23 protein-coding genes and 3 pseudogenes are annotated in these 24,752 nt (G+C 53.4%); 18 read left to right on the top strand and 8 right to left on the bottom strand.

Annotation, left to right across the window (positions count from 1 at the left end):
- Positions 1–18: 18 nt before the first annotated feature.
- The gene (slmA, locus tag P3339_RS00370; protein ID WP_020413977.1) at positions 19–627 is read left to right on the top strand and encodes a nucleoid occlusion factor SlmA; all 609 of its coding nucleotides are present in this window, start codon (positions 19–21) and stop codon (positions 625–627) included.
- A gap of 100 nt (positions 628–727) precedes the next feature.
- Here slmA and P3339_RS00365 read toward each other — a convergent pair whose 3' ends face one another.
- A complete protein-coding gene (locus P3339_RS00365) occupies positions 728–1,333 on the bottom strand; it encodes a hypothetical protein (protein WP_020413976.1) in 606 nt (201 codons plus the stop codon).
- A gap of 46 nt (positions 1,334–1,379) precedes the next feature.
- Complete coding sequence (gene pyrE, locus P3339_RS00360; RefSeq protein WP_020413975.1) at positions 1,380–2,033, bottom strand: orotate phosphoribosyltransferase; 654 nt, start codon at positions 2,031–2,033, stop codon at positions 1,380–1,382.
- Positions 2,034–2,147: 114 nt separating this feature from the next.
- Between pyrE and P3339_RS00355 the strand changes: the two genes are divergently transcribed.
- Positions 2,148–2,915: an exodeoxyribonuclease III gene (locus P3339_RS00355; protein WP_282952087.1), complete on the top strand. Its 768-nt coding sequence runs from the start codon at positions 2,148–2,150 to the stop codon at positions 2,913–2,915.
- A gap of 85 nt (positions 2,916–3,000) precedes the next feature.
- Here the strand turns inward: P3339_RS00355 and rph are convergent, their stop codons facing one another.
- On the bottom strand, positions 3,001–3,720 hold the full coding sequence (rph, locus tag P3339_RS00350; protein ID WP_282952086.1) for a ribonuclease PH: 720 nt from the start codon (positions 3,718–3,720) through the stop codon (positions 3,001–3,003).
- Between the two features lie 110 nt (positions 3,721–3,830).
- Between rph and P3339_RS00345 the strand changes: the two genes are divergently transcribed.
- The 3 genes from P3339_RS00345 (at position 3,831) to P3339_RS00340 (ending at position 7,813) form a co-directional block, all read left to right on the top strand.
- A complete protein-coding gene (locus tag P3339_RS00345; protein ID WP_020413972.1) occupies positions 3,831–4,718 on the top strand; it encodes a YicC/YloC family endoribonuclease in 888 nt (295 codons plus the stop codon).
- Between the two features lie 118 nt (positions 4,719–4,836).
- Positions 4,837–5,373 (top strand): rhomboid family intramembrane serine protease, encoded by a 537-nt coding sequence (locus P3339_RS23230; protein ID WP_353056867.1) that lies wholly within the window; start codon positions 4,837–4,839, stop codon positions 5,371–5,373.
- Between the two features lie 709 nt (positions 5,374–6,082).
- Positions 6,083–7,813 carry a S8 family peptidase gene (locus tag P3339_RS00340; protein WP_282952085.1) on the top strand — a complete coding sequence of 577 codons (1,731 nt, stop codon included), beginning with the start codon at positions 6,083–6,085 and terminating at the stop codon, positions 7,811–7,813.
- Between the two features lie 83 nt (positions 7,814–7,896).
- On the opposite strand, the gene P3339_RS00335 is transcribed toward P3339_RS00340, so the two are convergent.
- Positions 7,897–8,439 carry a carboxymuconolactone decarboxylase family protein gene (locus P3339_RS00335; RefSeq protein ID WP_020413969.1) on the bottom strand — a complete coding sequence of 181 codons (543 nt, stop codon included), beginning with the start codon at positions 8,437–8,439 and terminating at the stop codon, positions 7,897–7,899.
- Between the two features lie 157 nt (positions 8,440–8,596).
- On the opposite strand from P3339_RS00335, the gene P3339_RS00330 reads away from it, so the two are divergent.
- From P3339_RS00330 to P3339_RS00300, 7 genes are all read left to right on the top strand, one after another.
- A complete protein-coding gene (locus P3339_RS00330; RefSeq protein ID WP_282952084.1) occupies positions 8,597–9,193 on the top strand; it encodes a TetR/AcrR family transcriptional regulator in 597 nt (198 codons plus the stop codon).
- A gap of 142 nt (positions 9,194–9,335) precedes the next feature.
- Entirely contained in the window at positions 9,336–9,965 is a 630-nt protein-coding gene (locus P3339_RS00325; protein ID WP_282952083.1) for a sterol desaturase family protein, read from the top strand.
- Positions 9,881–10,579, top strand: coding sequence for a sterol desaturase family protein (locus P3339_RS00320; protein ID WP_282952082.1), 699 nt, complete (start codon positions 9,881–9,883; stop codon positions 10,577–10,579). Before P3339_RS00325 ends, P3339_RS00320 begins: the two co-directional genes overlap by 85 nt.
- A 230-nt stretch (positions 10,580–10,809) precedes the next feature.
- Positions 10,810–11,430 carry a guanylate kinase gene (gmk, locus tag P3339_RS00315; RefSeq protein ID WP_020413966.1) on the top strand — a complete coding sequence of 207 codons (621 nt, stop codon included), beginning with the start codon at positions 10,810–10,812 and terminating at the stop codon, positions 11,428–11,430.
- Positions 11,431–11,531: 101 nt separating this feature from the next.
- The gene (gene rpoZ, locus P3339_RS00310) at positions 11,532–11,795 is read left to right on the top strand and encodes a DNA-directed RNA polymerase subunit omega (RefSeq protein WP_020413965.1); all 264 of its coding nucleotides are present in this window, start codon (positions 11,532–11,534) and stop codon (positions 11,793–11,795) included.
- Positions 11,796–11,849: 54 nt separating this feature from the next.
- Positions 11,850–13,967 carry a bifunctional GTP diphosphokinase/guanosine-3',5'-bis pyrophosphate 3'-pyrophosphohydrolase gene (spoT, locus tag P3339_RS00305; protein ID WP_020413964.1) on the top strand — a complete coding sequence of 706 codons (2,118 nt, stop codon included), beginning with the start codon at positions 11,850–11,852 and terminating at the stop codon, positions 13,965–13,967.
- 132 nt (positions 13,968–14,099) lie between these two features.
- A complete protein-coding gene (locus tag P3339_RS00300; protein WP_020413963.1) occupies positions 14,100–14,483 on the top strand; it encodes a RidA family protein in 384 nt (127 codons plus the stop codon).
- 46 nt (positions 14,484–14,529) lie between these two features.
- Here the strand turns inward: P3339_RS00300 and P3339_RS00295 are convergent, their stop codons facing one another.
- Both P3339_RS00295 and P3339_RS00290 read right to left on the bottom strand, forming a co-directional pair.
- The gene (locus tag P3339_RS00295) at positions 14,530–15,414 is read right to left on the bottom strand and encodes an NAD-dependent epimerase/dehydratase family protein (protein WP_282952081.1); all 885 of its coding nucleotides are present in this window, start codon (positions 15,412–15,414) and stop codon (positions 14,530–14,532) included.
- A gap of 232 nt (positions 15,415–15,646) precedes the next feature.
- Positions 15,647–15,907: a GlsB/YeaQ/YmgE family stress response membrane protein gene (locus tag P3339_RS00290; protein ID WP_020413961.1), complete on the bottom strand. Its 261-nt coding sequence runs from the start codon at positions 15,905–15,907 to the stop codon at positions 15,647–15,649.
- Positions 15,908–16,108: 201 nt separating this feature from the next.
- Between P3339_RS00290 and P3339_RS00285 the strand changes: the two are divergent.
- A pseudogene (locus P3339_RS00285) lies at positions 16,109–17,028 on the top strand (hydrogen peroxide-inducible genes activator).
- The gene (recG, locus tag P3339_RS00280) at positions 17,007–19,109 is read left to right on the top strand and encodes an ATP-dependent DNA helicase RecG (RefSeq protein ID WP_282952080.1); all 2,103 of its coding nucleotides are present in this window, start codon (positions 17,007–17,009) and stop codon (positions 19,107–19,109) included. The pseudogene P3339_RS00285 and the gene recG overlap by 22 nt, the downstream one beginning before the upstream one ends.
- A gap of 11 nt (positions 19,110–19,120) precedes the next feature.
- Here the strand turns inward: recG and P3339_RS00275 are convergent, their stop codons facing one another.
- Positions 19,121–20,440 carry a dicarboxylate/amino acid:cation symporter gene (locus tag P3339_RS00275; RefSeq protein WP_020413958.1) on the bottom strand — a complete coding sequence of 440 codons (1,320 nt, stop codon included), beginning with the start codon at positions 20,438–20,440 and terminating at the stop codon, positions 19,121–19,123.
- Positions 20,441–20,566: 126 nt separating this feature from the next.
- On the opposite strand from P3339_RS00275, the gene P3339_RS00270 reads away from it, so the two are divergent.
- The 4 genes and pseudogenes from P3339_RS00270 (at position 20,567) to phoR (ending at position 24,355) form a co-directional block, all read left to right on the top strand.
- Positions 20,567–21,181 (top strand): chorismate--pyruvate lyase family protein, encoded by a 615-nt coding sequence (locus tag P3339_RS00270; protein WP_282952079.1) that lies wholly within the window; start codon positions 20,567–20,569, stop codon positions 21,179–21,181.
- Positions 21,182–21,238: 57 nt separating this feature from the next.
- Positions 21,239–22,080, top strand: a pseudogene (gene ubiA, locus P3339_RS00265) (4-hydroxybenzoate octaprenyltransferase).
- 109 nt (positions 22,081–22,189) lie between these two features.
- Positions 22,190–22,893: pseudogene (phoB, locus tag P3339_RS00260) on the top strand (phosphate regulon transcriptional regulator PhoB).
- A 136-nt stretch (positions 22,894–23,029) separates the two neighbouring features.
- Positions 23,030–24,355, top strand: coding sequence for a phosphate regulon sensor histidine kinase PhoR (phoR, locus tag P3339_RS00255; RefSeq protein ID WP_282952078.1), 1,326 nt, complete (start codon positions 23,030–23,032; stop codon positions 24,353–24,355).
- 35 nt (positions 24,356–24,390) lie between these two features.
- Here phoR and P3339_RS00250 read toward each other — a convergent pair whose 3' ends face one another.
- Positions 24,391–24,750, bottom strand: coding sequence for a hypothetical protein (locus P3339_RS00250; RefSeq protein ID WP_020413953.1), 360 nt, complete (start codon positions 24,748–24,750; stop codon positions 24,391–24,393).
- Positions 24,751–24,752 lie beyond the last annotated feature (2 nt).

The raw sequence follows: 24,752 nt of genomic DNA, 5'->3' as shown, positions 1-24,752 counted from the left end.
GCGGACTAAAGGCAGTCAATGAGCAGCGAAAAAATCAATCGGCGTCAACAGATCCTGGAAGCTCTGGCACATATGCTGGAAGCCAGTCCCGGCGCACGTATTACAACTGCAGCCCTGGCCAAGGAAGTCGGCTTCTCAGAAGCGGCGCTTTATCGCCATTTCCCAAGTAAATCAAAAATGTTTGAAGGTCTTATCGAATTTATCGAGGAGACAGTTTTCACACGCATTGCAATGATTTTGCAGGAGGAGCCTTCAGCCCTGAACCGTTGCCAGAAAATTCTGCACCTTCTTCTGGCTTTCTGTGAGCGCAATCCGGGTATAACCCGCCTCCTCACTGGCGATGCACTGACAGGCGAAACTGAGCGATTACACGGGCGTATCCTGCAGCTATTCGATCGCCTGGAGACCCAGATCCGGCAAATTCTGCGCGAGGCAGAGCTTCGCGAACACCTCCGCCCAACTCTGCCCCTGGGCGGTGCCGCCAATCTGTTACTGGCCAGTGCCGAAGGCCGTATCGTGCAATACGTACGCAGCGGCTTCAAGCGCAAGCCTACAGAATACTGGGCTGAGCAATGGCCGGTCTTAACCTCGGGGTTTTTCCGTGAGACAGTGGCTGCAGCTCGCTAAATAGCTGCAGCCAAGCCACGGAATAATTTAGAAAAATGACGCCGGTTGGAGCCTGAGGATAAAACTCACTGAGCAATTATCCTCGCGAATTCAGCTTCATTTAGTGTTTAGCCATAAGCTCAGCATAGCGCGCAGCAGCTTTATCAAACTCATCATTGATAGAGACGGCCTCATCAGCGCGCCGGCTGAGCCGCTCACGCAACACTGAAACCTCTTTTTGCAGGTCGGCAATACGCTGCAGCAGTTCCGGGGCCACCTCGCGACCACCGCGCTGGGTACGTGCCGCGCTCGCTTCTTCCTGAGCTATCTGTAGACCGAGGCTATTGATATTCGAGCGCATAATCGCCATGTCCTGCTCGACAATTGCCAACTTGCGTTTACGCGCACTCTCAATATCGGCAACACTGTTGTAACGCTTGAGCAGTTTGCGATCAGCTTCTTTCTGAACCTCCTGCTGACGTTGAACCTCATACTCCTCTGGGCTCAATTGCGGCGGCACCACCTCCAATACTCGACCGGAGTGACTGAGGATCTCATAGCCCCCAGCCACATATTCAGGAGGCACGCTCTCATTGAGCACCAAAATGCCCTGATTATCAGTGTAGCGATAAAGTACCTGCCCCCTGGCTCCGCCTGCGGCATTTGCCAGGATGGAGAGCAGTAAAAGGCCTGGAACCAGTAAACGTGCAATAGGGGCGATTGGCATCGCTCTTCTCACTAAACAGTGCGGCCCGCTGCAGGAAAAGGCCTATTTATTGACCTGAAACCCCATAACGTTGCCGGTAGTCCACAATTTTTTGCAGGGTCTCGCCGTCCTGCGATTCCTGCTCGAGAAAGCTGATCACATTATCCAACTGGACAATGCTGATCACTGGAATATTGTACTGTCTCTCTACTTTCTGAATAGCGGAGAATTCACAATCCTCACCGGCTTTTTCCTGACGGTTCAAACCAATCACTACACCCGCCGGTTCAGCACCATGAGACTCGATAATCTGCATGACTTCACGCACCGCGGTGCCCGCAGTAATCACATCATCGATAATCAAAACCTTGCCATTAAGCGGCGCACCCACTAAGGTTCCGCCTTCGCCGTGATCCTTGGCCTCTTTGCGGTTGTAGCAAAAAGGTTTATCAATGCCTTTCTGGGCCAATGCCACGGCAGTCACCGCACCCAGCGGAATGCCCTTGTAAGCCGGTCCGAAAATGACATCAAACTCCACTCCCGATGCGATAATCGCTTCGGCGTAGGCCTGTCCGAGTGCTGCCAGTGCGGCACCGGTGTGGAATCGGCCGGCATTGAAGAAGTAGGGGCTCTGACGGCCTGATTTCAAGGTGAAGTCGCCAAAACACAACACCTGATGATCCAGGGCCAATTGGATAAAATCGCGCTGATATTGCTGCATGGAAAATTGTTAACTATTGGCTAAGGTGAAGGGAGACCTCCCCGAAGCAATCCCGGGGATAGGCATGCAAATAATGTTTCTAATGATACACAGTCCGCTGGTAAGGGGCTAATAATGCGAATAGTGAGCTTGTCTGTAGACGGCATTCATCAGGCCGCACAACGCGGTCTCTACGATTGGTTGGCTGAGCAGGACGCAGACATTATCTGCCTTCAGGACCTGCGCTCCCTGGAGCCAGAGCTTGACCACCCCATATTCCACCCCGACGGCTATTACAGCTATTTTTTCGACTCGGGCACACCCCATGAAAACGGTGTGGCGATCTATACGCGCAACCAGCCCAAGGCGATTATTTTTGGAATGGGCTTTGCCAATGGCGAAGATATGTACGGACGTTATTTGCAAGCAGACTTCGAACGCCTGAGTGTTGGTTCCCTGCTTGCTCCAGTGGCTACGGATGAAGCATCACTGGAGAAAAAGGTCCAGTTCTTCGACGATATGCAGGCGCATTTGCATAAGATCAGCCGCAAACGCCGCGATTTTATTTTCTGTGGCAACTGGGGCATGGCCCACCGCCGGGCCGATGTGCAGAACTGGCAAGATCACCAGGATAGCCCCGGGTTTATGCGCCACGAGCAGCGCTGGCTGGACCAACTGTTCAATGAGATTGGCTATGTCGATGCCTTCCGCCGCGTAGTCAAAGACACCGATGAATTTACCTGGTGGCCGAGCGGCGCCGTGGGCGAGGGCGATGGCTGGCGCACCGACATGCAAATCGTGTCGCATGGCTTGAAAAACCGTATCGAATATGGGGCTATCAACAAGAACGTTAAATTTTCCAGTCACCTTCCAGTGATGATGGATTACGACATTGAAGTGTGAATGCTATGAAGCCTGGATTCGTCCAGGCTTCATAGATCAGCTTACTTGTTGGCGACATACAGGACTCGCCATCAGTTACCGGTTGCTACTGATTTAGCGCCTCCTGTTGGAGTGCAATCAGTTCATCAATACCTGCCTTGCCAAGCCCCAGCAGCTGTGCGAACTGCTTCTCAGTGAAAGGCTTGCCCTCTGCTGTACCCTGAACTTCAATCATGCCACCATCTGCTGCCATCACCAGATTCATATCGGTATCAGCCGCACTATCCTCCGGGTAATCCAGGTCGAGTACTGCCTCGCCATCATAGATACCAACAGAAACCGCAGCGACCAAGTTGAGCAATGGATCCTCGGTAAGGATTTTTTCTCGCTGCATATAGCGCAGGGCGTCCACCAAGGCCACACAGGCGCCAGTAATAGCGGCCGTTCGCGTACCGCCATCGGCCTGAATAACATCGCAATCCAAGGTGATCTGGTTTTCACCTAGCTTTTCCAAATCTACCGCTGCGCGTAAAGAGCGGCCTATCAAGCGCTGAATCTCAACAGTGCGGCCACTCTGCTTGCCCTTGGCCGCTTCGCGCGGCATACGCGAGTCGGTGGAACGCGGCAGCATCCCATACTCAGCGGTAATCCAACCACTACCTTGACCACGCAAAAACCGCGGCACTTCACTCGACACCGATGCGTTACACAAAACTTTTGTATCGCCGAACTCTACCAAAACAGAGCCCTCAGCGTGACGGGTGTAGTTACGGGTTATTTGAATCTGGCGCAATTGCGCCGCTGCGCGGCCGCTGGGACGCTGCATAGCTCACCTCAGAAAATTATATGAAAGCCCAGCATTATATACCCCAGCATGCCTGTCCGAACGCTGTGCTATGATGCCGGGCCGATAAATACGCCTGCAGGGGATCAGCAATGGCCAATAACCGGGAACAAAACAAAGTGCGGAGCATGACTGCTTTCGGCCGCGCCGAAGGCACTTACGCTACAGGGACCACTATCTGGGAACTGCGCTCGGTTAATCATCGCTACCTAGAGCCCCATTTTCGTCTGCCAGAGGTTGGACGTCCTTTAGAGGCCCAGTTACGTGACACTCTACGCAAAACCCTGTCCCGCGGAAAGCTTGAACTCACCCTGACCATCAAACCTAACGGTGTGGAGAGTAGCGGCCTCGAAATAAACCAGCCCCTAGCACAGGCATTAATTCAGGCCGCCAAACAAGTGGCTGCAGGTGAAGAGATACAGCCATTAAATCCTCTGCAGCTATTACAGTGGCCCGGAGTGATCAGCGAGCCGGAAGCCGATACCGAGCAGCAGTCAGCAACTATCCTGAAGGCATTTCACGAGGCGTTGCAGCAGTTACGCGCAAATCGCGAACGCGAGGGCGCAGAGCTGGCAAAGTTTATTGAAGCCCGTCTCAAAGGAATTGAAGAGCAGGTGGCTAATGTTCGCGAACTGCTCCCACAAATACTGGAAGCCCAACGGGAAAAGCTACGCAGCCGCCTGGAAGAACTCTCTGTGGACCTGGATAAGGAGCGTCTTGAGCAAGAGATAGTGCTACTGGCTCAAAAAGCCGATGTTGATGAAGAGCTGGACCGTCTGAGTGCCCATACTGCAGAAACCCGCCGCGTGCTCGCCGGCGGTGGCGCAATTGGCCGACGCCTTGATTTCCTGATGCAGGAGTTTAACCGGGAAGCCAACACTCTTTCATCAAAGTCCATTGTGACTGACACCACTCAAGCAGCTGTAGAACTGAAAGTATTAATCGAGCAGATGCGTGAGCAAGTACAGAATATTGAGTAGGAAAACCATAGGGCTTTTACAACTAAAGTGAAGGCTCTATATTCTCCCACCTTCGACAGAACTATTCTTTTTAGTCTTCCCCACGTTAAAAATTAAAATTTATGCGTAAAAGTTTTAAATGGGCTGGAGCAATTTTTTTGTATTAGCCACTATTGAAATTATCAATATAATTACGGGGCGATCACTAAATCATTTCGGCCTAGTCCCAAGGTCTCTCAGCCATCTACCTCATATTTTTTCCGCTCCACTGCTACATGGAAGTGTGTGGCACTTTTTATCAAACATAGTAACTCTGTGCGTATTTAGCTTTTTGGTATTACAATATGGAGTTAAAACCTACCTGAAAATAACAATCGCTATTTTAGTTACTACCGGGCTTACCGTTTGGCTATTTGCAAGAGACGGAAACCACCTGGGGGCAAGTTCGATAATCTATGGTTATTTCGGTTTTTTGCTAATGGCTGGATTTATCAGCAGGCAGTTTAGTCGATTAATTGTGTCCATCTTTATAGGGATTTTTTATGGGGGAATGATTATTGGCCTGCTGCCTAAAGGAAATTATATTTCCTGGGAGTCACACCTATTTGGCTTCATCTTTGGCATATTGGCGGCGAGGCTTTGGGCGCACACTCCCAGCTATAATATAGCCCGGTAAGCGACATCAACTACGTGAGACTGTTAGTCTTCAGAGTGGTTATACACATCAAACCCGAGATAGAAATAAAAGCCTTTCAAAATAAAATATAAATAATTAAAGCGCACCTTTCACAAACATTCAAAGCATCCTTCTGAGCCCAAACAGACTTAACCTTCCCTGAATTAATAAAATCTGAGAGCAATGTCTCATTCTTAAAGATATCAAATAGGATCACCGTCTTAGTTGAATCCAAGGGCTAATTTGCCTCTGATGAAAGGTCTAAGAATTCAAGCTAGCTAAAGAAAAAACCACTTCGAAAAACATAACGATACTTCCTGTCTAGCAGAAAATTGTATTAATTTTTTTCATAACAATTCTTATATTCTCTTCGCTCTCATTTTCAATGAGAACTGCAGCACACTTCCTCAATAGACAATTTCTCAATACCTGACTTTTTTTTCAAAACTTATAAATTTGTCGCAAAAAGCCACAAGTTTTATTGGGTTTTCACTGAGGATAATGATTTCGATATCGTTATATACCTGTGCCCGATTGAAACTCTGGTACCAATTTTAGTGAAACTGACTAATTGATCACGTGATTGGCAGTTTTTTGGCTAACCCGTTTGGCAAATTTATTTTGCCAATACGAGGTGACACAGGAGTGGCCGGCCTGCCAGAACACTGACTGGCATCCGGACAAATAGAATCTCGGAGAAATAACAATAATGAAATCATCATTGAAAACTCTTTTTCAAAAGACAGCTTTAGCGAGCTCACTTTCAATACTGTGCGCGGCACCCTTCGCTGCCCATGCAGAAGAGGCGGACAACACTCTGCTGACAGATCGCATCATCGTAAAATATAAAAATAACGCCAAGGTCGGTCGGGCTGCCACTATGGCCCAAGAGACTGTGGAAAAGGCTTCTCGTCGCGCCGGCCACAAGATGCGTCACCTACGCCGTATGGCTACCGGTGCACAAGTAATGCGCCTTGAGGGGCGGAAAAATAAAGCTGAGCTGGAAGCCATTATCAGCCGCCTGAAGCAGGATCCGGATGTGGAGTATGCCGAGCCTGACCGTATTATGCGCGCTATGGCCACACCTAATGACCCGAGCTATCTCAATCAATGGCACTATTTTGAGACCACCGGCGGCCTGAACCTGCCTTCAGCTTGGGATGTAACCCAGGGTGAAGGAGCTGTTGTCGCCGTACTTGATACCGGTTATCGCCCACACCCCGATCTGGTCGGCAACATTCTGCCGGGCTATGACATGATTTCTGATACCTTTGTCTCTGTGGATGGAGACGGCCGCGATAGCGATGCCACTGATCCAGGTGACTGGTACACCAATAAGGCCTGTGGCGATGATCCACGTATCCCCTCAGAAAGTGACAGCAGCTGGCACGGCACTCACGTAGCCGGCACTATTGCCGGGGTCACCAATAACAATATGGGCATCGCCGGGGTCGCCTATAAAGCCAAGGTCGTTCCGATTCGTGTACTCGGTCGCTGTGGTGGTTATACCTCTGATATTGCCGACGGCATTATTTGGGGAGCAGGCGGTTCCGTCAGTGGCCTGCCGACTAATGCTAATCCAGCCCAAGTACTCAACCTGAGTCTTGGTGGCGGCGGTAGTTGTGATACTACAACCCAAAATGCTATCAATACCGCCCGCAGCCTGGGCGCCACCGTTGTAGTTGCCGCTGGTAATGACAATACCAATGCCAGCCAGTTCAGCCCGGCAAGCTGTAATGGAGTTATTACGGTTGCAGCAACTAACCGTAACGGCGGGCGCTCTTACTACTCCAACTACGGCAATGTAGTGGATGTTGCCGCACCGGGTGGAGCACAGAGCTTCCTCAACGACCCGAATGGTATTCTGTCCACACACAACAGCGGTGCAACAAACCCAAGCAGTGATAGCTATTTCTACAGCCAAGGCACCAGCATGGCCGCGCCTCACGTTGCCGGTGCTGCCGCGCTGCTCTACTCAGTCAACCCGAACCTGAGCCCGGACGAGGTGGAATCAATCCTAACCAGCACTGCCCGTAGCTTCCCGTCCTCATGCAGCAGCTGTGGTACCGGTATTGTCGATGCGGCGGCAGCTGTAGCCATGGCCAGCGGCGATGATGGCGGTGGCAATGGCAACGGAAATGGTGATGGGGTGAGCTGGACAGAGACCAACCTCTCCGGCGGCTGGCGCAGTCGGCAGGACTTCACTATCGAAGTGGCGGCTGGTACCTCTTCCCTGAACGTACAAATGTACGGTGGCGAGGGTGATGCAGACCTGTACGTGGGACACAGCAATGCCTCACAATGGGCATGCACCTCTAGAGAGTCGAGCAATAACGAAAGCTGCACCATCAATAACCCGCAGTCTGGTACCTGGGATATCACCGTATACGGCTACAGGTCCTATACTGGTGCAACCCTGGAGGCGGAAGCCGTGCCCTAAGCGGCAAGTTAAATTTACCATTATTGGAAAAGGCCGGCATTTACCGGCCTTTTCTTTTCTGCTCTCAAACTATTCAGTTTTAGCTAGCGAGCAAATGCAGCAAATTGAGTATCCACCGGTGTATCAGCAAAATGATTGATGTAATTGCTCATCACTTTCTGCGCAACTCCGGCAATTATCTCGAGCAGGCTCTGTCGATTGTAACCAGCCGCATAAAAGCGCTCCAATACCTCATCTGAAATCACACCGCGCTCACGGACAATCGCCAGGGTGGTATCCCTGAGTACTTCTAGCTTTTCAGTTGGCAGGGATGTCTTATTTCTAAGAGCCTCATTTACTTCGTCTGCCACCTTCATCGCCTTGGCAATGGCACTGTGTGCCGGCACACAGTAGTGGCAGTTGTGCTCCACATTGATGGTTTGCCACACCACTGTCATTTCCTCAGCTGTAAATGAAGTATTCAGAAAATACTGGTGTAAATCCTGGTAAGCAGCAAGGGCCTGGGGAGACTCCGCCATAACCCCATGCAAGTTAGGAATATACCCAAATGCCTTGAGAGATTTCTGTAGGAGGGGTTTGCTGTCTTCTGGTGCGCTTTCAAGGTCGTAAATTTGAAACTCTTTCATCGCTGAACCTACCTTCATTGTTTGGGTTAAATACTTGAGCGATCGATCAAGTGAGGCTCAGACTACCCAATATTGAGCGACTGTTCAATATTAAATGGTAATTGGCGTACACCCCTTGAAAGGGTAAAATTTGAGCAATTGCTCAATTGGAGGCTGCATGGCGAACACCGCGAAATTCAATCGTCGGGAAGTACTACAGAAGGCGACTAGGCTTTTCTGGCAAAATGGATTTCACGCCACATCGACCCGTGACCTGCAGCAGGCCACCAATCTTCGACCTGGCAGTATTTATGCAGCTTTTGGCAGTAAATCTGGTCTTTTCAAAGAAGTTCTCGCCTATTACGCGCAAAACCGCGATGAATTACTCCATCGCTGTATGACAGAAGAGACAAGCACTCTGGGCGGCTTGCGCGCCTATTTCCGCTACATACTGCTTGGTGATGACGTTGATGCCCCAAACGAGCTCTGCTTATTGGCCAAAGCCATCTCTGAGCTGGATGAAGGGGAGGAGACGCTATTGGACGAGGCCCGCTCCTTGCTGGCTGCACATGGTGAAAAGTTTCGCCTCTATGTGGAGGAGGCGGTAAGCGCTGGAGAGCTGCCCCAGGATACAAATTCAGAGCTACTCGCCCGCCAGCTACAGGTTCAAATGATCGGGCTGCGCACTTTCCTCCGTGCCACCTCGGACCGCGCGGCAGTAGAGCAGATGATAGGGAAGCTATTTGACCCAGTCCCGGCGCAGACATCCAACTAGGGAGATTCTGTGCTTGGAAGCTAACCTTCTCAAACTAACGCTGACGGATTTCGGAATCCAGCTCCTGCGGACATTTGCCCTGCACAGCCCCTATGGCAAAGTCAGGTAAGACGGTATCGAGCAATAACTATAAGAGGTCGCCGTGAGTCTGATTACCTACGCTATCCCCTTTTTCCTGTTCGCCATTCTGGCAGAGCTTGCCCTGGACCGCTGGAGAGGTTGGGGGGTCTACCGCCTTAACGACACCCTGGGCAATCTCAGCACCGGCATCCTTAGCAGAATCCTGGGACTGACTTACAAAAGCCTTTTCCTGATTATCTATATCCCTCTGTTCCAACTACTACAACCTTACTACCAAGCAATGGGTTTCGACTGGTCCATCAGTAACGGCTGGCACCTGCTAATCGCCGTAATCGCCTACGATTTCTGTTATTACTGGAAGCATCGCATCTGCCATGAAATCAATGTGTTTTGGGCCGAACATCTGGTGCATCATCAAAGTGAGGACTACAACCTGAGTACCGCCCTACGCCAGTCCAGTGGCGGGCTGCAATTGGATTGGGTTTTCTATCTACCACTATTGCTTATCGGCTTGCCGGCGGAAATGGTGATCGTTGCCGGTGCACTGGATCTAATTTATCAGTTCTGGGTACACACGCAAAAGATTCCCAAAGTCCGCTGGATGGAATGGCTGTTTATAACCCCTCCAATCATCGTGTGCACCATGCGCAAAACAAGGTCTATGTGGATAAAAACTACGGCGGCATCCTGATTCTGTGGGACCGGCTGTTTGGCACTTATCAAGAAGAGCTTGAGCATGAGCCCTGTATTTACGGTGTGCGCAAAGCGCTTAACACCTTCGACCCTCTTGCAGCTAACCTTCAGCACCTGAAACGCATGGCTAAGGACGCCTGGTATACAAAGAGCTGGTGGGACAAGCTCACCCTCTGGTTCCGCCGCACCGGTTACAGGCCCGCCGACGCCGAGGCGGCTATGCCTGTACCCTCCACCAACCTGGCACATTTTCAGCGCTACGACCCACCTATTCGCCGTGCCCGCCGAGTGTATGCGCTGGCCCAGCACCTATGTTACTCCGCCGCAACCCTGGCCTTACTCTGGTATTACGAATCGCTGAACTTTGCCTATCTAATCTCGGTAGTTGCCCTGCTGGTTTTCAGCCTGGTTATCAACGGCCGCATTCTCGATGGCCACCACTGGGTGAAATATCTGGAACCCCTGCGCTTGGCGCTCCTGGTTGCACTATTACCGTTGCTAAATACCCAATTTGTCCCACTTTTTATGGCCTATATTTCTGTCAGCGCGCTGATGTGGTGGTGGTTGGCAATCACTGACAAAGAGGATAAAGTCGCTGTCGTTAGCGATTAGCAACAAGGGGCAACCTCAGTCGCATGATGTTGGTGGTGATTGAGCAAACTCCTGCTGGGCGATCCCGGCCGGTCTCAGGGGTGCAGTCTGTAGCGCACTTCTGGAACTCCCAACACATACCCCCAACTCCGGCCGGGGTTTAGCCTCCCATGCATACCCCGCCGTTTGAGACAGCGCGAATCTAACCGCTTCGGTTATAATGCACGCTTTGCCTTCGAATAGGATCAGTTGTGCCTACAGGAACTCTCTATACCGTATCTGCACCCTCGGGTGCGGGGAAGACCAGTCTGGTAAAGGCGCTGGTGGACAACGACACCCAAGTCACCGTCTCCATTTCCCATACCACCCGTGCCATGCGCCCCGGTGAGGTCAACGGTGTCGACTACCACTTTATCGAGCGCAAAGAGTTTCTGGCAATGCTCGAAGAAAATGCCTTCCTCGAGCACGCCCAGGTATATGGAGACAACTACTACGGCACAGCCAAAGGCAGTATTGAAGAAGTTCTCAACAGTGGCCGCGATGTGATCCTGGAGATCGACTGGCAGGGGGCCGCCCAGGTACGGCGTCTGCTTCCAGATACGGTGGGCATATTTATTCTGCCTCCCTCTCAGGAGGCATTGCGCCAGCGCCTCACCGGGCGCGGCCAGGATGACCAGGCTGTTATAGAACGGCGCATGGACCAGGCCATCGATGAGATGACACATTATGTCGAAGCAGATTACCTGGTGATTAACGATAATTTCGACCAGGCCCTGATGGAGCTAAGTTGCATTATCACAGCCCAGCGCCAGCGCCTCGGGCAACAACAGCTGCGCCATGGCGAGCTATTAAAGGCATTGCTGCGCCATTGAGCCGATTGATCGAATTGCGTACACTCCGCGGTCCGGTAAAATAACCGGTCCTCCCGAACAGAATTTGCCCTTATGGGCACAGTGAATGGAACCGAAAGTTTATGGCACGTATCACAGTTGAAGATTGCCTCGAGCACGTCGACAACCGCTTCGAACTCGTTATCGTGGGCAGCAAGCGCGCCCGCCAGATTGCTACTGGCGGCCAGGATCCCATGGTTCCAGAAGAGAATGATAAACCCACAGTAATCGCCCTGCGGGAGATCGAGGAAGGCCTGGTAGATGCCAGCATCCTCGACCAGCCGGATCGCGAAGAAGCCCCGGCCCCCATGGTGGCCCCGGCCTACCTATCAGACCAGGAAATCTGATCCTGGCCTGTTCGAACTGGAAGTCTATGAGTTATACGAGAGGCGCGCGCGGCATTGCACACCATCGATAGTCTGGCCCACCGCCTCTCTTCATACCTGCCCCCCGATCAGATCCAGATAGTCCGTCGCGCCTACTTCTATGCGGAGCAGGCCCACGACGGCCAGCAGCGTCGCTCCGGCGAGCCCTATGTAACTCACCCACTGGCGGTGGCTACCATCCTTGCGGGCATGCATATGGATCACGAGAGCCTGGCCGCGGCCATGCTGCACGACGTGATTGAGGATACCGGGATTCCAAAGGCAGCTCTGGCTGAGCAGTTTGGCAGCGAGGTGGCCGATATTGTCGACGGCGTCTCCAAACTGACCCAGTTTGAAACTGACAGTGCGGCAGAAAAGCAGGCAGAGAACTTCCAGAAGATGGCCCTGGCCATGGCGCGTGATATCCGCGTGATCCTGGTCAAACTCGCTGACCGACTGCATAATATGCGTACGCTGGGCGCGCTAAAACCGCAAAAACGCGCACGCATCGCCCGGGAGACCCTCGAAATCTACGCCCCTATCGCCCATCGCCTGGGCATGAATGATGTGCGTATCGAGTTTGAGGACCGCGCCTTCTTCGCAATCTATCCACTGCGCGCCAGCCGGTTACGCGCCGCCCTTGTAGCCGCGCGCGGCAATCGCAAGGAGCTGTTAGAACAAATCCAGAATGCTATAGAGTTGCGCCTGCAGCGAGAGGGGATCAGCTCTCTGGTGATTGGCCGCGAGAAACATCTATACAGCATCTATCAGAAGATGCGCGCCAAGAAGAAGTCATTTAAGGAAATCATGGATGTCTACGCCTTCCGCATTATCGTGGATAGCGTGGATACCTGTTACCGGGTTTTAGGTGTGATGCACAGCCTGTATAAGCCGGTCATTTCCGAATTTAAAGACTACGTCGCCATCCCCAAATCCAATGGCTACCAATCACTGCACACCGTTTTGCTCGGCATGCATGGGGTACCAATCGAGGTACAGGTTCGTACCAAGGAAATGGATGAGATGGCCAATAGTGGCATTGCTGCCCACTGGTTGTACAAAGCTTCCGGCGATGAAGTGATTAATACCGGCGGCACCAGCCAAGTGCGCGCGCGCCGCTGGGTGCAGGGCCTGCTGGAAATGCAGCAACGCGCTGGTGACTCGTTGGAGTTTATTGAAAACGTTAAAATCGATCTGTTCCCCGATGAGGTGTACGTATTCACCCCCAAAGGTCAGATTGTCGACCTGCCAGCCGGTGCCACTGCCGTGGATTTCGCCTACTCAGTGCATACGGATATCGGCAACTCCTGTGTAGCGGTGCGTATTAATCAGCGCCTGGCACCGCTATCGCAACCCCTCGAAAGTGGTCAGAGAGTGGAAATCCTCACCCGTAAAAGTGCCCAGCCGAATCCCAACTGGCTCAATTTTGTCGTCACTGCCAAGGCGCGCAGTGCAATTCGGCACTTCCTAAAGCACCAGCGTCACCACGACTCTATTGCCCTGGGACGACGCCTGCTGGAAAAGGCTCTGGGAAAATTCGACACGCGCCTGGAGGAACTCACTCCGGAACAATTGGAACGGGGCCTACAGGAAGCCAAGTGCGCGACACTGGACAAGTTGCTCGAAGAGATAGGCCTGGGCAATAAGGTCGCCTTCTCCGCCGCAAAGCTACTGGCACCAGCCCACAGTGAAGAGGCGGAAACCGGCAATATTTCTTCACCACTGACGATCGATGCCCAGGAGGGCATGATGATCAGTTTTGCACGCTGCTGTCGCCCGATTCCCGGGGATACCATCCTGGGTCATATCAGCTCCGGAAAAGGCGTTGTGGTACACCGCGATACCTGCCGCAACACCAGTGAGTTCCGTGAACACCCAGAAAACCTGATGCTGGTGAACTGGTCTCCCGACGTAACTGGAGAATTCCTCGGTGATGTTCGCGTGGAGGTTGAATCGGAGCGAGGCATTATTGCGCGTCTAGCCACCCGCATTACCGAGGAGGGGGCCAGCATTGAACAAATCAATGTGGATGAAAAAGATGCGCACAATAGCGTGATCTCCCTGACGCTGGAAGTGAGTGGGCGGGTGCATCTGGCAAGGGTGATGAAACGACTGCGCAACCTGCCATCAGTAATCCGTATCTCCCGCCCCTAAGGCGCTTATCAGCTCATTATTTATGCCTCTTAGCAATGCAATTATGGCTGTCAGTAACGCTGACATTTGCCATCAAAGCACGTTATATTTAGCCGCTTTCCGTAAATACCAATAAGTAATGGAGTGCCCCGCATGCCCAACCGCGCAATTATCAAAACTGACAAGGCTCCGGCTGCAGCTGGTACCTATTCACAAGCGGTGAAGGTTAACAACACGGTTTACCTATCCGGGCAGATAGGGCTGGACCCAAAAAATCAGCAGATGGTTTCAGGCAGCTTCGCCGATGAAGCACGCCAGGTATTTCGCAACCTGAGTGCCGTGTGTGAAGCGGCAGATGGCTCACTCAATCATATTGTGAAGCTGAACTTGTTCATCACCGACAGCGGTAATTTTGCTGCGGTCAATGAAATCATGGCTGAATTTTTCCAGGAGCCTTATCCAGCACGGGCCACTGTAGTCGTCAAAGAGCTCCCACTGGGGGCCCAGTTTGAAGCCGAAGGCGTAATGGTGCCCTGATTTTCTACAATGCAAAATAAAGCCGGGCCAATCGCCCGGCTCATCTCTACCCTTCCGCTTCAAGAAGGGCGCTATAGCCCACTTTATAATCCGGATACTTCAGCTCGTAGCCGCTGGCCAGCATTCGCTGATTACTGAGCTTCTTAGATCGACGCTCACTGGTTTGCACTATCTCGCGCAAATGGGCACTGGTATAGCCCATCGCCTTCACCAGCCACTGCTGCAACTCATACATGGGCACCGGCTTGCTATCGGCACCAATATATAAGTTTTCTGGGGACCAGCCCTGTTTATGTCTCTCAATTAGATGCAATAAAAAGCCAATGCAGTCATCCACATGAATGCGATTGCTGTACTGTGGAGGTTGCGGAGGGGCACAGCGTCCGGCACGTACCTGGGAAAGCAGGCGGTCACGGCCCGGCCCATAAATACCGGCAAAACGCACTATGCAAGTGCCGGGCATCGCCGAGCGGATGATATCCTCCGCAGCCAGCAGAGCCTCTCCCTGAAAACCACTGGGGACAGGGGGAGTCTGTTCATCGATAAAATCATCGCCGCTCTGACCGTAAACCCGGGTGGAAGATACCCAAAGCACCAGGCGCGGAGGTTTAGGCAGGTCCGGGATCGCCTCGGCGAGAGCCCGAGCAGTCTCTACATAAGCACGCTGGTATCCATTAGGTGTGTGTTCGTCGGGGGTAAATGTGGCGAGTATGATATCGGCACCATCTGCCAGCAGGCGCTCAATGTCACCGGCCTTTGTGGCATCTCCCCTGCGCCAGTTAACAACATCGGCGCGGCGCTTACTCGCCAAAGCCACCAGTGGGTTACGACGCATTCCGAAAACGCTGTATTTCTTCCGGTCGATATTCAGCGCGAGGCGCGCCCCAAGGTCACCACACCCAAGGATCCAAAGCTTTTCTTGTTGTGTCATATAGTTCTCGGCGGAGGGTGCCAAGTGCCGCACCAACCGTCATATTCCCTTAATTTTTATGCTGTTGAGTCCTGTTGGAGAAACATAAGATCCTCTGCAACACAGATCCTTCTCACCCGATCACTCCGGGCCCTCCAAAATTAACCCGCAAACGATTGCGATACCACCATCCATGGATACCGAAGCGGGGCAGCTTATGCCCCACAAATCAAACTGCCGCTCTGGTTTTGAACTAGTTACCGCGCCGCTTGAGTAAACGGTATACAGCGAGAAAGATTATCGCACCAATGGTCGCTGTTATTATGTCGCCAAATCCGAAACCGGTCACGGGTCCGCCGAAACCAATTAAGGCACCGAGCCAGCCTCCGATAAACGCACCGATAATGCCGATGACCATAGTCACTATCCAGCCACCAGGGTCTTTGCCTGGCATGATCCACTTGGCCAATGCGCCGGCAATAAGTCCGAGAATGATCCAGGATAGAACTCCCATGACGTTTCTCCGTTCGGTATGCCCCCATAAGATATAGCAAAATTTTGCGCCTCAATCCCCTATCGACGTCCACAATTGGTAAATTTTTCCAACTTTCAGTCTCCAGGCAGAAGGCTAGGGGCAGGGTGAGACACAGTATTGGCGAGCAGCTATTATTTATGAATAATAGCTATCACCTGAGACCATTTAATTGTCTTTACCATGACCCTCAATGAATTGCGTTATATAGTCACCCTCGCCCAGGAACAGCATTTCGGCCGTGCCGCCGAGCGCTGTTTCGTGAGCCAGCCGACCCTGTCCATTGCAGTGAAAAAACTGGAAAGGAATTGGGTGTTGCGCTGTTTGAGCGCTCCAAGACCCGGGTACAGGCGACACCACTAGGAGAGCGAATTGTCGCCCAGGCCCAACTTGTGCTCGAACAGTCTGCGGCAATCAAAGATATCGCCAGCGCCGGTAAGGACCAGCTTTCCAGCCCTCTCTCTGTCGGAGCAATCTTTACCATTGGCCCCTACTTGTTCCCACACTTCATTCCCCAGTTGCAACACCTGGCCCCAGATATGCCTCTGTATGTGGAGGAGGGGTATACTGCCACTCTGCGCCAGCGTTTACGCAAAGGCGAACTCGACGCAATTATTATCGCGCTGCCGTTTACCGAGCCTGATGTCGTGACACAGCCCCTCTACGATGAACCTTTTGTGGTGCTGATGCCATCCGGTCACCCTCTCACCCAGTTTGAGACTATCGACCCGGAACAATTGACTGATGACAATGTACTTTTACTAGGTGAGGGACACTGTTTCCGCGATCAGGTACTAGAGGCCTGCCCACACCTCCAGTTGACCATGGAAAAAGATAACGGTGGCGGCATCCGCACCGCCGCCGATGGAAGCTCATTGGAAACCTTGCGCCATATGGTGGCTTCGGGGCTGGGCATCACGGTACTGCCCCTGTCTGCAGCTACAGCTTCACAATATGCGAGCGGCCTGCTGGAGACCCGCCCATTTGTTGCACCGGGGCCTCGTCGCACCGTCGCCCTGGCCTGGCGCGCCAGCTTCCCACGCCACCGCGCCATTGATATCCTACGAGAGGCTATCAGCCAGTGTCATCTGATCGAGCCCTAACCAGCCTCTCAGAACAACCTATTACCGCTCTCAAGGGGGTAGGGGATAAGTTTGCCCAGGTGCTGGCCAAACTGCATATTTACTCCTTGCAGGACCTACTGTTCCACCTGCCACTGCGCTATCAGGACCGCACCCGCATAGTGCCGGTTGCGGGGCTCACCGCTGGTATGGATGCAGTCATCGAAGGTGAGGTAACAGCAGCTGATATCGTCTTCGGCCGGCGGCGCAGCCTGGTTGTGAAACTGCAGGATATGAGTGGCAGTATCACCCTGCGCTTTTTCCATTTTTCTGCAGCACAGAAAAACCGCTTTGCCCGCGGCGTACGCCTGCGCTGCTTCGGCGAGGCCCGTCGCGGCGCTGCTGGGCTAGAACTCTACCACCCGGAAACCGAGGTTGTTGGCAGCGAGAATTCTGCCACAGAAGAAACCCTCACCCCGGTTTATCCATTGACCGAGGGTGTTAGCCAGGGACGCATGCGCGGGCTGATGCAGCAAGCCGTGATGCTCTTGAGAAGTGGGGCCGTCACCGAGTTACTCCCCACAGAGTTATTACCCAAGGCACTGCGTTACCCTTTGAGGGATGCCCTGATTTACCTGCATTCACCTCCTGCTGGTACCCAGCTGGAGCAGCTCGGCGCTGGTATACACCCTGCACAGCAACGCTTGGCGTTGGAGGAATTACTCGCTCATCACTTAAGCCTGTTGGAGCTGCGGCGTAATAGCACCAGAGTTGCAGCTCCGCCGCTATCTGTAAATGAGTCCCTGGAGAGGGATTTTCTCTCGCGTTTACCATTTTCACTCACCGGCGCACAGCAGCGGGTATGCGGGGAAATCGCCGAGGATCTCGCCCGGGACGCCCCTATGATGCGCCTGCTGCAGGGGGATGTCGGTGCAGGCAAGACTCTGGTGGCGGCCATGGCAGCACTAAAGGGCATAGGCGTCGGCGCCCAGGTGGCCGTAATGGCACCCACTGAAATCCTCGCGGAACAGCACAGGATTAACTTCTGCAACTGGCTCGACCCTCTCGGCGTACAAGTTGCCCAGCTCACCGGCAGCCTGAAAGCCGCTGAGCGACGCGAGCAGCTGGCTAAAGTAGCCAGTGGTGATGCCCAACTGGTGGTGGGAACTCATGCACTTTTCCAAGCGGAAGTGGTTTTCCACAACCTGGTTCTGGTTATTATCGATGAGCAGCACCGCTTCGGCGTACGCCAGCGCTTGGAGCTTCGTGAAAAGGGCGCAGCCAGCGGTGCCACTGGCCGGCTGCAACCGCACCAATTGATCATGACTGCGACTCCAATTCCTCGCACCTTGGCTATGTCGGCCTTTGCCGACTTGGATTGTTCCGTCATTGATGAATTGCCGCCGGGGCGGCAACCCATAAACACGGTAGCTATTTCCAATGATCGCCGAGACCAGGTAATGGAGCGCGTGCACAGCGCCATTGCCGAAGGCCGTCAGGCCTACTGGGTCTGCACCCTGATTGAAGAGTCCGAGAGCCTGCAAGCTCAGGCAGCAGAGTCCACTGCACAGGAGCTGGCGGAAACGCTGGATGGCGTACGCGTGGCCCTGGTGCACGGTCGTCTCAAGCCAGAGCAAAAAGAGCAGGTGATGAGCGCTTTTAAGGCGGGTGAAGTGGACCTGCTGGTAGCGACCACTGTGATTGAGGTGGGGGTGGATGTGCCCAATGCCAGCCTTATGATTATCGAAAACCCTGAGCGGCTCGGTCTGGCCCAGCTGCACCAGCTGCGCGGTCGCGTGGGACGCGGCTCCATCGCCAGTCATTGTGTGCTGCTCTACGGTACTCCTTTATCGCAAAATGGGCGTGCACGCCTACAGGCACTGCGTCAACATAGCGATGGCTTTGCTATTGCGGAGGAAGACCTGCGACTGCGTGGCCCCGGGGAGATTCTCGGCACACGCCAGACCGGTGAAATCCAGCACCGCATCGCCGATTTGCAGAGAGATGCAGAACTGTTACCCCAGGTGCAGAGGATCGCTGCATCCCCAACGCTAAATCAGGAAATGCGATGCCAGCTGATAAAACGCTGGCTGCAAAACAAGCCCCGTTTTGCCGAGGCTTGATGAAAGGCGCCTCAGTGGGCGCCAACAGTATTTTGATTATCGTTGATGCTTACACTCTTGTAGTTGGCATCGTAGTAAGTCTCTTCATCGAGAGCCCCTTCGCTCTTCGCCACCACACTACTTACCACCGCATCACCGGTAATATTCACCGCAGTACGCACCATATCCAGCAGACGATCGACACCGATCACAATAGCAATGCCTTCCAGCGGCAGACCCACCTGCTGCAGCACCATACCGAGCATAATCAGACCCACACCGGGTACACCGGCAGTGCCAATAGAGGCCAGGGTGGCAGTAAGAATCACTGTAAGATAACCGGTCAGGCCAATCTCCACACCGAAGAACTGGGCAATAAAGACCGTAGCCACCCCCTGCATAATCGCAGTGCCGTCCATATTGATAGTGGCACCCAAGGGAATAGTGAAAGCGGCAACCTTGTTATCTACGCCCAGGCGTTTCTCCACTGTAGATAGGGTCACAGGAATAGTGGCTGCGGAGGAGGCAGTACTGAAAGCGAAGACCATGGTGGACCACATTTTCTTGAGTAACTCCAACGGATTGAGGCCACTCAACATCTTCAAAAGCAGCGAGTAAGTCCCCAAGGCATGTAGCAGCAGGGCACCTAGTACAACCAGGAAGTACTTGCCTAACTGCAAGAGCCCTCCAAACCCCAAGTCAGCAAAAGTTTTTGCCAAAAGGGCAAAAACTCCATAGGGGGCAAACACCATCAGCACACCCACCATGCGCAATACGACAGCATTCATATCATTAAAGAAAGCAGCGATGCGCTGGCCCGGCTCGCCACAGCGGGAAATCGCATAGCCCATCAGCAGGGCGAACACGATAATCTGCAGCATATTACCTTCAGCCATTGCGGCTACTGGGTTAGTGGGGAAAATATTTACCAGCACTTCGGAAAGGGGTGGGGATTCCTTTGGCTGATAAGCCGCGGTGGCCTCTGCCGCGGTTTCACTCACACCGACCCCAGGCTGGAATATCAGTGCCAAACAAAGGGCCAGAGTAATAGCGATGGCTGTGGTCAGCATATAGAGCAGAACAGTTTTACCCGCCAATGGGCCAATACGGCTGCCTTCCGATAAAGCACAGGCACCACTAATCAGGGAAACCAGCACCAGCGGCACCACCATCAGCTTCAGTGAGGCAATAAATATACGGCCGATGATGTCAAAAAGACCCTCGGTCAGGTAAAGGTTAATGGCGCTGGTAACACCCTCGCCGAGCAGCTGGCTCATATTCAGGAAATTGAACAGGCACCCCAAAAGAATGCCCGCAATCATCCCCACAAGAATTTTGGTCGTAAGCCCCATAACAAGCTTCTCTTTATGGATTCGTTATAGATTCGTTGTTTTCGTCAAAGAGGGCACTATATCCACTGGCGACTCAGGGAGCAAAAATGCAACAGGGTGAGGCCAGCCGCCAACAGGCGAGGTACAATGCCATTTTTCCAGACTGCGGAGTTATCGTTGCACCAATCCCCATTTGTACCCACCGGCGATTGGCGTGGGCAGCCCCTAGAGCCAACACTCCCAGAGCCTCCCGAGTCACTGTTGCCCTGGCTGGAATATTCGGGCTCGCTGACGGCGGCTTTGAAGCAGCAGAGCGGCGAGGATTTTCGTGTACAGGTCCTCTTCCAGGGCTGGCAAACACCCCTTGCTGAGGAGTGTCGCGCACTAAAACTGCGTGAGCACAGTCGCGCCCTGGTGCGGGAGGTTTTACTGTATGGCTGCGGCCAGCCCTGGGTATACGCCCGCAGCGTATTGCCGATGCGCAGCCTACAAGGCAAGTCCCGCAATTTGCGCAGCCTGGACGACCGCCCATTAGGGGAGTTACTTTTCAGCGAGCCAGGTATTCGCCGTGGTGATATTCAATTTAATCGCCTGCAGCGAAATCCGAATTTCCAGCTGGAGACCCTGTGCAATGAGAATAAGAACGCCTGGGGTCGCCGCTCTACTTTCTGGCTTCGGGACAAGCCCCTGCTGGTAGCAGAGACATTTCTCTCAAGTTTCCAGCCAGAGACCTCACCTTTAGCCGCCGCAGTCACTAACTAGATACTGGGAGAGTCCACCGTGATCAGCCAACAGATTGCCACCCGCTGGCCCGCAATCATGCCCTACTGGCAGCTGGCTCGCATGGATAAACCCATCGGCTCTCTGTTGCTGTTATGGCCCACTTGGGCAGCACTATGGCTGGCTGCGGATGGCTGGCCGGGACTGCACCTGTTCTCCGTATTCACACTTGGAGTGATCCTGATGCGCGCAGCCGGTTGTGCAGTAAACGATTTTGCTGATCGTGAGATCGACGGCAAAGTAAAGCGCACTGCTGGGCGCCCCCTGGCTACTGGCAGTATCACTCCAAAAGAAGCACTTGGACTTTTTGCCGGACTCAGCCTGTTGGCCTTCGCGCTGGTACTGACAACCAACCAACTGACTATTCTTCTTTCCTTACCCGCTCTGGCACTAGCTTTCTGCTATCCCTTTGCCAAGCGTCACACCCATCTGCCCCAAGTGGTACTGGGTGCTGCCTTCAGCATGGGCATTCCCATGGCCTTCGCCGCAGTAACTGGCAAAGTCCCACCACAAGTCTGGCTCCTCTATGTTGCCAACTTGCTGTGGACCCTGTGTTACGACACTTTCTACGCCATGGTGGACCGGGATGACGATCTGAAGATTGGGGTTAAATCCACAGCAATCCTTTTTGGAGAGATGGACAAAGTCATGACTGCCGCCCTGCAGCTACTGGTATTGATGGCACTGCTGCTCATCGGCCAACGCTTTAGCCTCGGGGGCATTTACTACGTTTCCCTTATCGTTGTGGCCTCATTGTTTGCCTACCAGCAATGGCTGGTTCGCGAACGGGGAGAGAAGCCTGTTTTCGTGCGTTTCTCAACAACAATTGGGTAGGGTTGGCGTTATTTACCGGAATTTTTCTGCATTATCTGTTTAATTAACTGCTGACTGGGAACCGGACAGCAGCCGTCATATATTTGTCATATTAATCTCGTTTAATCCCCAGCCATAACCGGGAAAACCTGGAAGCTGAGCGGGAATGGCAGGCAAATGCACAGTAAAACGATTCTGATTGTCGATGACGAGGCCGCAGTACGCGACATGCTGCGGATAGCGCTGGAGATGGCAGATTACCGCTGCCTCGAAGCCGAGAACGCCCAGGAGGCCCACGCCCTGATTATCGATGAAAAGCCGGACCTGATCCTGCTCGACTGGATGCTGCCGGATGTCTCCGGTGTCGAGCTGGCCAGGCGCCTCAAGCGCGATGAACTGACCGCTTCAGTGCCCATCATCATGCTCACGGCAAAAGGCGAAGAAGATAATAAAATCAAGGGGTTAGAGACAGGCGCCGACGACTATATCACTAAGCCCTTCTCCCCCGCGAACTGGTTGCACGCCTCAAGGCTGTGTTGCGGCGCGCAGGCCCGGCCACACCGGAAGACCCATTGAGTGCCGGCAACCTGGTGCTGGACCCTCTCAGTCACAGGGTGACTATCAAGGGACAGCCTGTAGATATGGGCCCCACCGAATTTCGCCTGCTGACCTTTTTCCTATCGCACCAAGAGCGAGCCTACACACGTACCCAATTGCTGGACCATGTCTGGGGCGGCAACGTATATGTGGAAGAGCGCACTGTGGACGTGCATATCCGTCGCCTGCGCAAAGCCCTGACAGTGGATGGTCATGACCGATATATCCAGACAGTACGCGGAACAGGCTATCGATTTTCTGTGCAAACTGTCGAAAAAGTGTGACAATCCCCACAGATCGGCACTGACTTCCACGGGAACCAATGGTCACACTTCAGAACTATGGGTTTCCAAGATGTATTGACCGTGAAGGGCTGCCAGGCAGAGCCCTTTCGCATCCGTCAGGTAACACGGCAACGCTATGTTGGATCGCAGTATTGGCGAGTTTTCGCGTTTTGTAATTATCGCTCTGGGCTGCACCATTCTCGGTTTCACCTCAGGCAACTGGTCGCTCGCCCTAATTGCGGGCCTGGCCGCCTACCTTCTATCTGTATTGTGGCAACAACAGCGCTTCAACCGCTGGCTGGCCAATGGCCGGCGCGGACCCGCTCCCACCTCTTTCGGTATCTGGGGCGAAATCTACGATGACTTCTATCGTATGCAACGCCGTCATCGCCGTGAGAAACAAAAGCTGCACGCTATGTTGCGGCGGGTACAGGACAGTACCAGCGCTCTGCGTGAGGGCATAGTTGCTCTCGAGAATGGTGACCATTTGGCTTGGTGGAACCCCGCTGCCGGTGAGCTACTCGGCCTGCAGGCCAGTGACAGCGGACAATCCCTGGTCAATTTTGTCCGTGACCCCAACTTTGTCAGCTACATGCACAGCGAGGATACCGACTCGCGCGAGCCTCTGACCCTTCCCGCCCCAGGCAATGAAGCACTGCACCTGCAGCTGGAGGTTACCCGCTATGGAAAAGATGAGGCACTGGTTATCGTTCGCGATATCACCCGCTTGCACAACCTGGAGCAGATGCGCCGCGATTTTGTTGCCAATGTCTCCCACGAACTACGCACCCCACTGACAGTCATTGCCGGCTACCTGGAAACCTTGCAAGGCAGTGATATGGCACCACCCGCGTGGCAGCGTCCACTGGCACAGATGGAGGAGCAGGCCGCACGCATGACCACACTGGTCAACGACCTGTTGCTTCTGGCACGCCTGGAGACCTCTGAGCGCACTGGCGGCGACATGCTGATAGATGTGCAGGAACTGATGGAGCGAGTAGCGCGGGAAGCACGCAGCTTTAGTGGTGGTCGCCACCAGATAGAGGTGGAAAACGAAATCCCCAGCTGCATTCGCGGTGATGCTAGCGAGCTACACAGCGCCTTTGCCAACTTGGTGCTGAATGCGGTGAAGTACAGCCCTGATGAAGGGGCCATCAAGCTTCGCTGGTGGCAGGACAACTGGGGCGGTCACTTCAGTGTGGAGGATCGAGGCATAGGTATTGACCCTTTACATATCCCGCGCCTTACTGAACGCTTTTATCGGGTCGACCCCGGTCGCTCGCGAGACAGCGGCGGCACAGGCCTGGGACTGGCTATCGTGAAGCACGTTCTGATACGCCACGGCGGTGAAATGAGTGTTGAAAGTACTCCCACACAAGGCAGCACTTTCACTTTGCACTTCCCTGTCAAAAAAGTGGTTAGCAAAGTAGAGCAAGGTCCTGAGGTGACAGTGGGCGCTTAAACACCGCCCCACTCCTTACCCAGATAAAGCCGGGGTTAATCAAACTCCTCCAGCCTTACCTTTTCACCATTTTTTGTATAGGTGCTCTCGTCCTCATCATTAACCGGTGTACTCTCCCTGCTCAGGATCAGGTGGTGCAATTGCAAATCCCCATCACGCAGCAACAGGTGCTCATTGCCCTCATCGTCCGTAGGCAGGGGCCGGGAACCCAGTAAAGCATCGCGCAAGGCGCGCAGGCGAGGCACATCCTTATAGCGGTTCAGGTCATTAGAAAGGCGCGTCTTCATACGCTCACTTTCGTGCAAGGCAGCAGCAGTCTCACGATACTTGGCAAAAAAATACACAGCGCCAATTGCAAAGGCCACAATTACCGTTACTTCAAACCACGCAGGCATAC

It is taken from the genome of Microbulbifer sp. MLAF003, from assembly GCF_030012965.1.
Lineage (GTDB): Bacteria > Pseudomonadota > Gammaproteobacteria > Pseudomonadales > Cellvibrionaceae > Microbulbifer > Microbulbifer variabilis.
The sequence above is the reverse complement of the archived record's forward strand: the minus strand, read 5'-3'. Positions and strand labels throughout refer to the sequence as shown.

What these genes read in the sequence shown, in the direction of transcription:
- P3339_RS00270 (WP_282952079.1), top strand. Translation starts at nt 20,567, where the DNA reads ATGCCATTTTTCCAGACTGCGGAGTTATCGTTGCACCAATCCCCATTT.
- P3339_RS00275 (WP_020413958.1), bottom strand. Translation starts at nt 20,440, where the DNA reads ATGGGGCTTACGACCAAAATTCTTGTGGGGATGATTGCGGGCATTCTT.
- rph (WP_282952086.1), bottom strand. Translation starts at nt 3,720, where the DNA reads ATGCAGCGTCCCAGCGGCCGCGCAGCGGCGCAATTGCGCCAGATTCAA.
- P3339_RS00335 (WP_020413969.1), bottom strand. Translation starts at nt 8,439, where the DNA reads ATGAAAGAGTTTCAAATTTACGACCTTGAAAGCGCACCAGAAGACAGC.
- P3339_RS00330 (WP_282952084.1), top strand. Translation starts at nt 8,597, where the DNA reads ATGGCGAACACCGCGAAATTCAATCGTCGGGAAGTACTACAGAAGGCG.
- P3339_RS23230 (WP_353056867.1), top strand. Translation starts at nt 4,837, where the DNA reads ATGGGCTGGAGCAATTTTTTTGTATTAGCCACTATTGAAATTATCAAT.
- rpoZ (WP_020413965.1), top strand. Translation starts at nt 11,532, where the DNA reads ATGGCACGTATCACAGTTGAAGATTGCCTCGAGCACGTCGACAACCGC.
- P3339_RS00250 (WP_020413953.1), bottom strand. Translation starts at nt 24,750, where the DNA reads ATGCCTGCGTGGTTTGAAGTAACGGTAATTGTGGCCTTTGCAATTGGC.
- P3339_RS00295 (WP_282952081.1), bottom strand. Translation starts at nt 15,414, where the DNA reads ATGACACAACAAGAAAAGCTTTGGATCCTTGGGTGTGGTGACCTTGGG.
- P3339_RS00340 (WP_282952085.1), top strand. Translation starts at nt 6,083, where the DNA reads ATGAAATCATCATTGAAAACTCTTTTTCAAAAGACAGCTTTAGCGAGC.
- P3339_RS00320 (WP_282952082.1), top strand. Translation starts at nt 9,881, where the DNA reads ATGGCTGTTTATAACCCCTCCAATCATCGTGTGCACCATGCGCAAAAC.
- P3339_RS00300 (WP_020413963.1), top strand. Translation starts at nt 14,100, where the DNA reads ATGCCCAACCGCGCAATTATCAAAACTGACAAGGCTCCGGCTGCAGCT.
- P3339_RS00365 (WP_020413976.1), bottom strand. Translation starts at nt 1,333, where the DNA reads ATGCCAATCGCCCCTATTGCACGTTTACTGGTTCCAGGCCTTTTACTG.
- P3339_RS00290 (WP_020413961.1), bottom strand. Translation starts at nt 15,907, where the DNA reads ATGGGAGTTCTATCCTGGATCATTCTCGGACTTATTGCCGGCGCATTG.
- P3339_RS00355 (WP_282952087.1), top strand. Translation starts at nt 2,148, where the DNA reads ATGCGAATAGTGAGCTTGTCTGTAGACGGCATTCATCAGGCCGCACAA.
- pyrE (WP_020413975.1), bottom strand. Translation starts at nt 2,033, where the DNA reads ATGCAGCAATATCAGCGCGATTTTATCCAATTGGCCCTGGATCATCAG.
- P3339_RS00345 (WP_020413972.1), top strand. Translation starts at nt 3,831, where the DNA reads ATGGCCAATAACCGGGAACAAAACAAAGTGCGGAGCATGACTGCTTTC.
- slmA (WP_020413977.1), top strand. Translation starts at nt 19, where the DNA reads ATGAGCAGCGAAAAAATCAATCGGCGTCAACAGATCCTGGAAGCTCTG.
- phoR (WP_282952078.1), top strand. Translation starts at nt 23,030, where the DNA reads ATGTTGGATCGCAGTATTGGCGAGTTTTCGCGTTTTGTAATTATCGCT.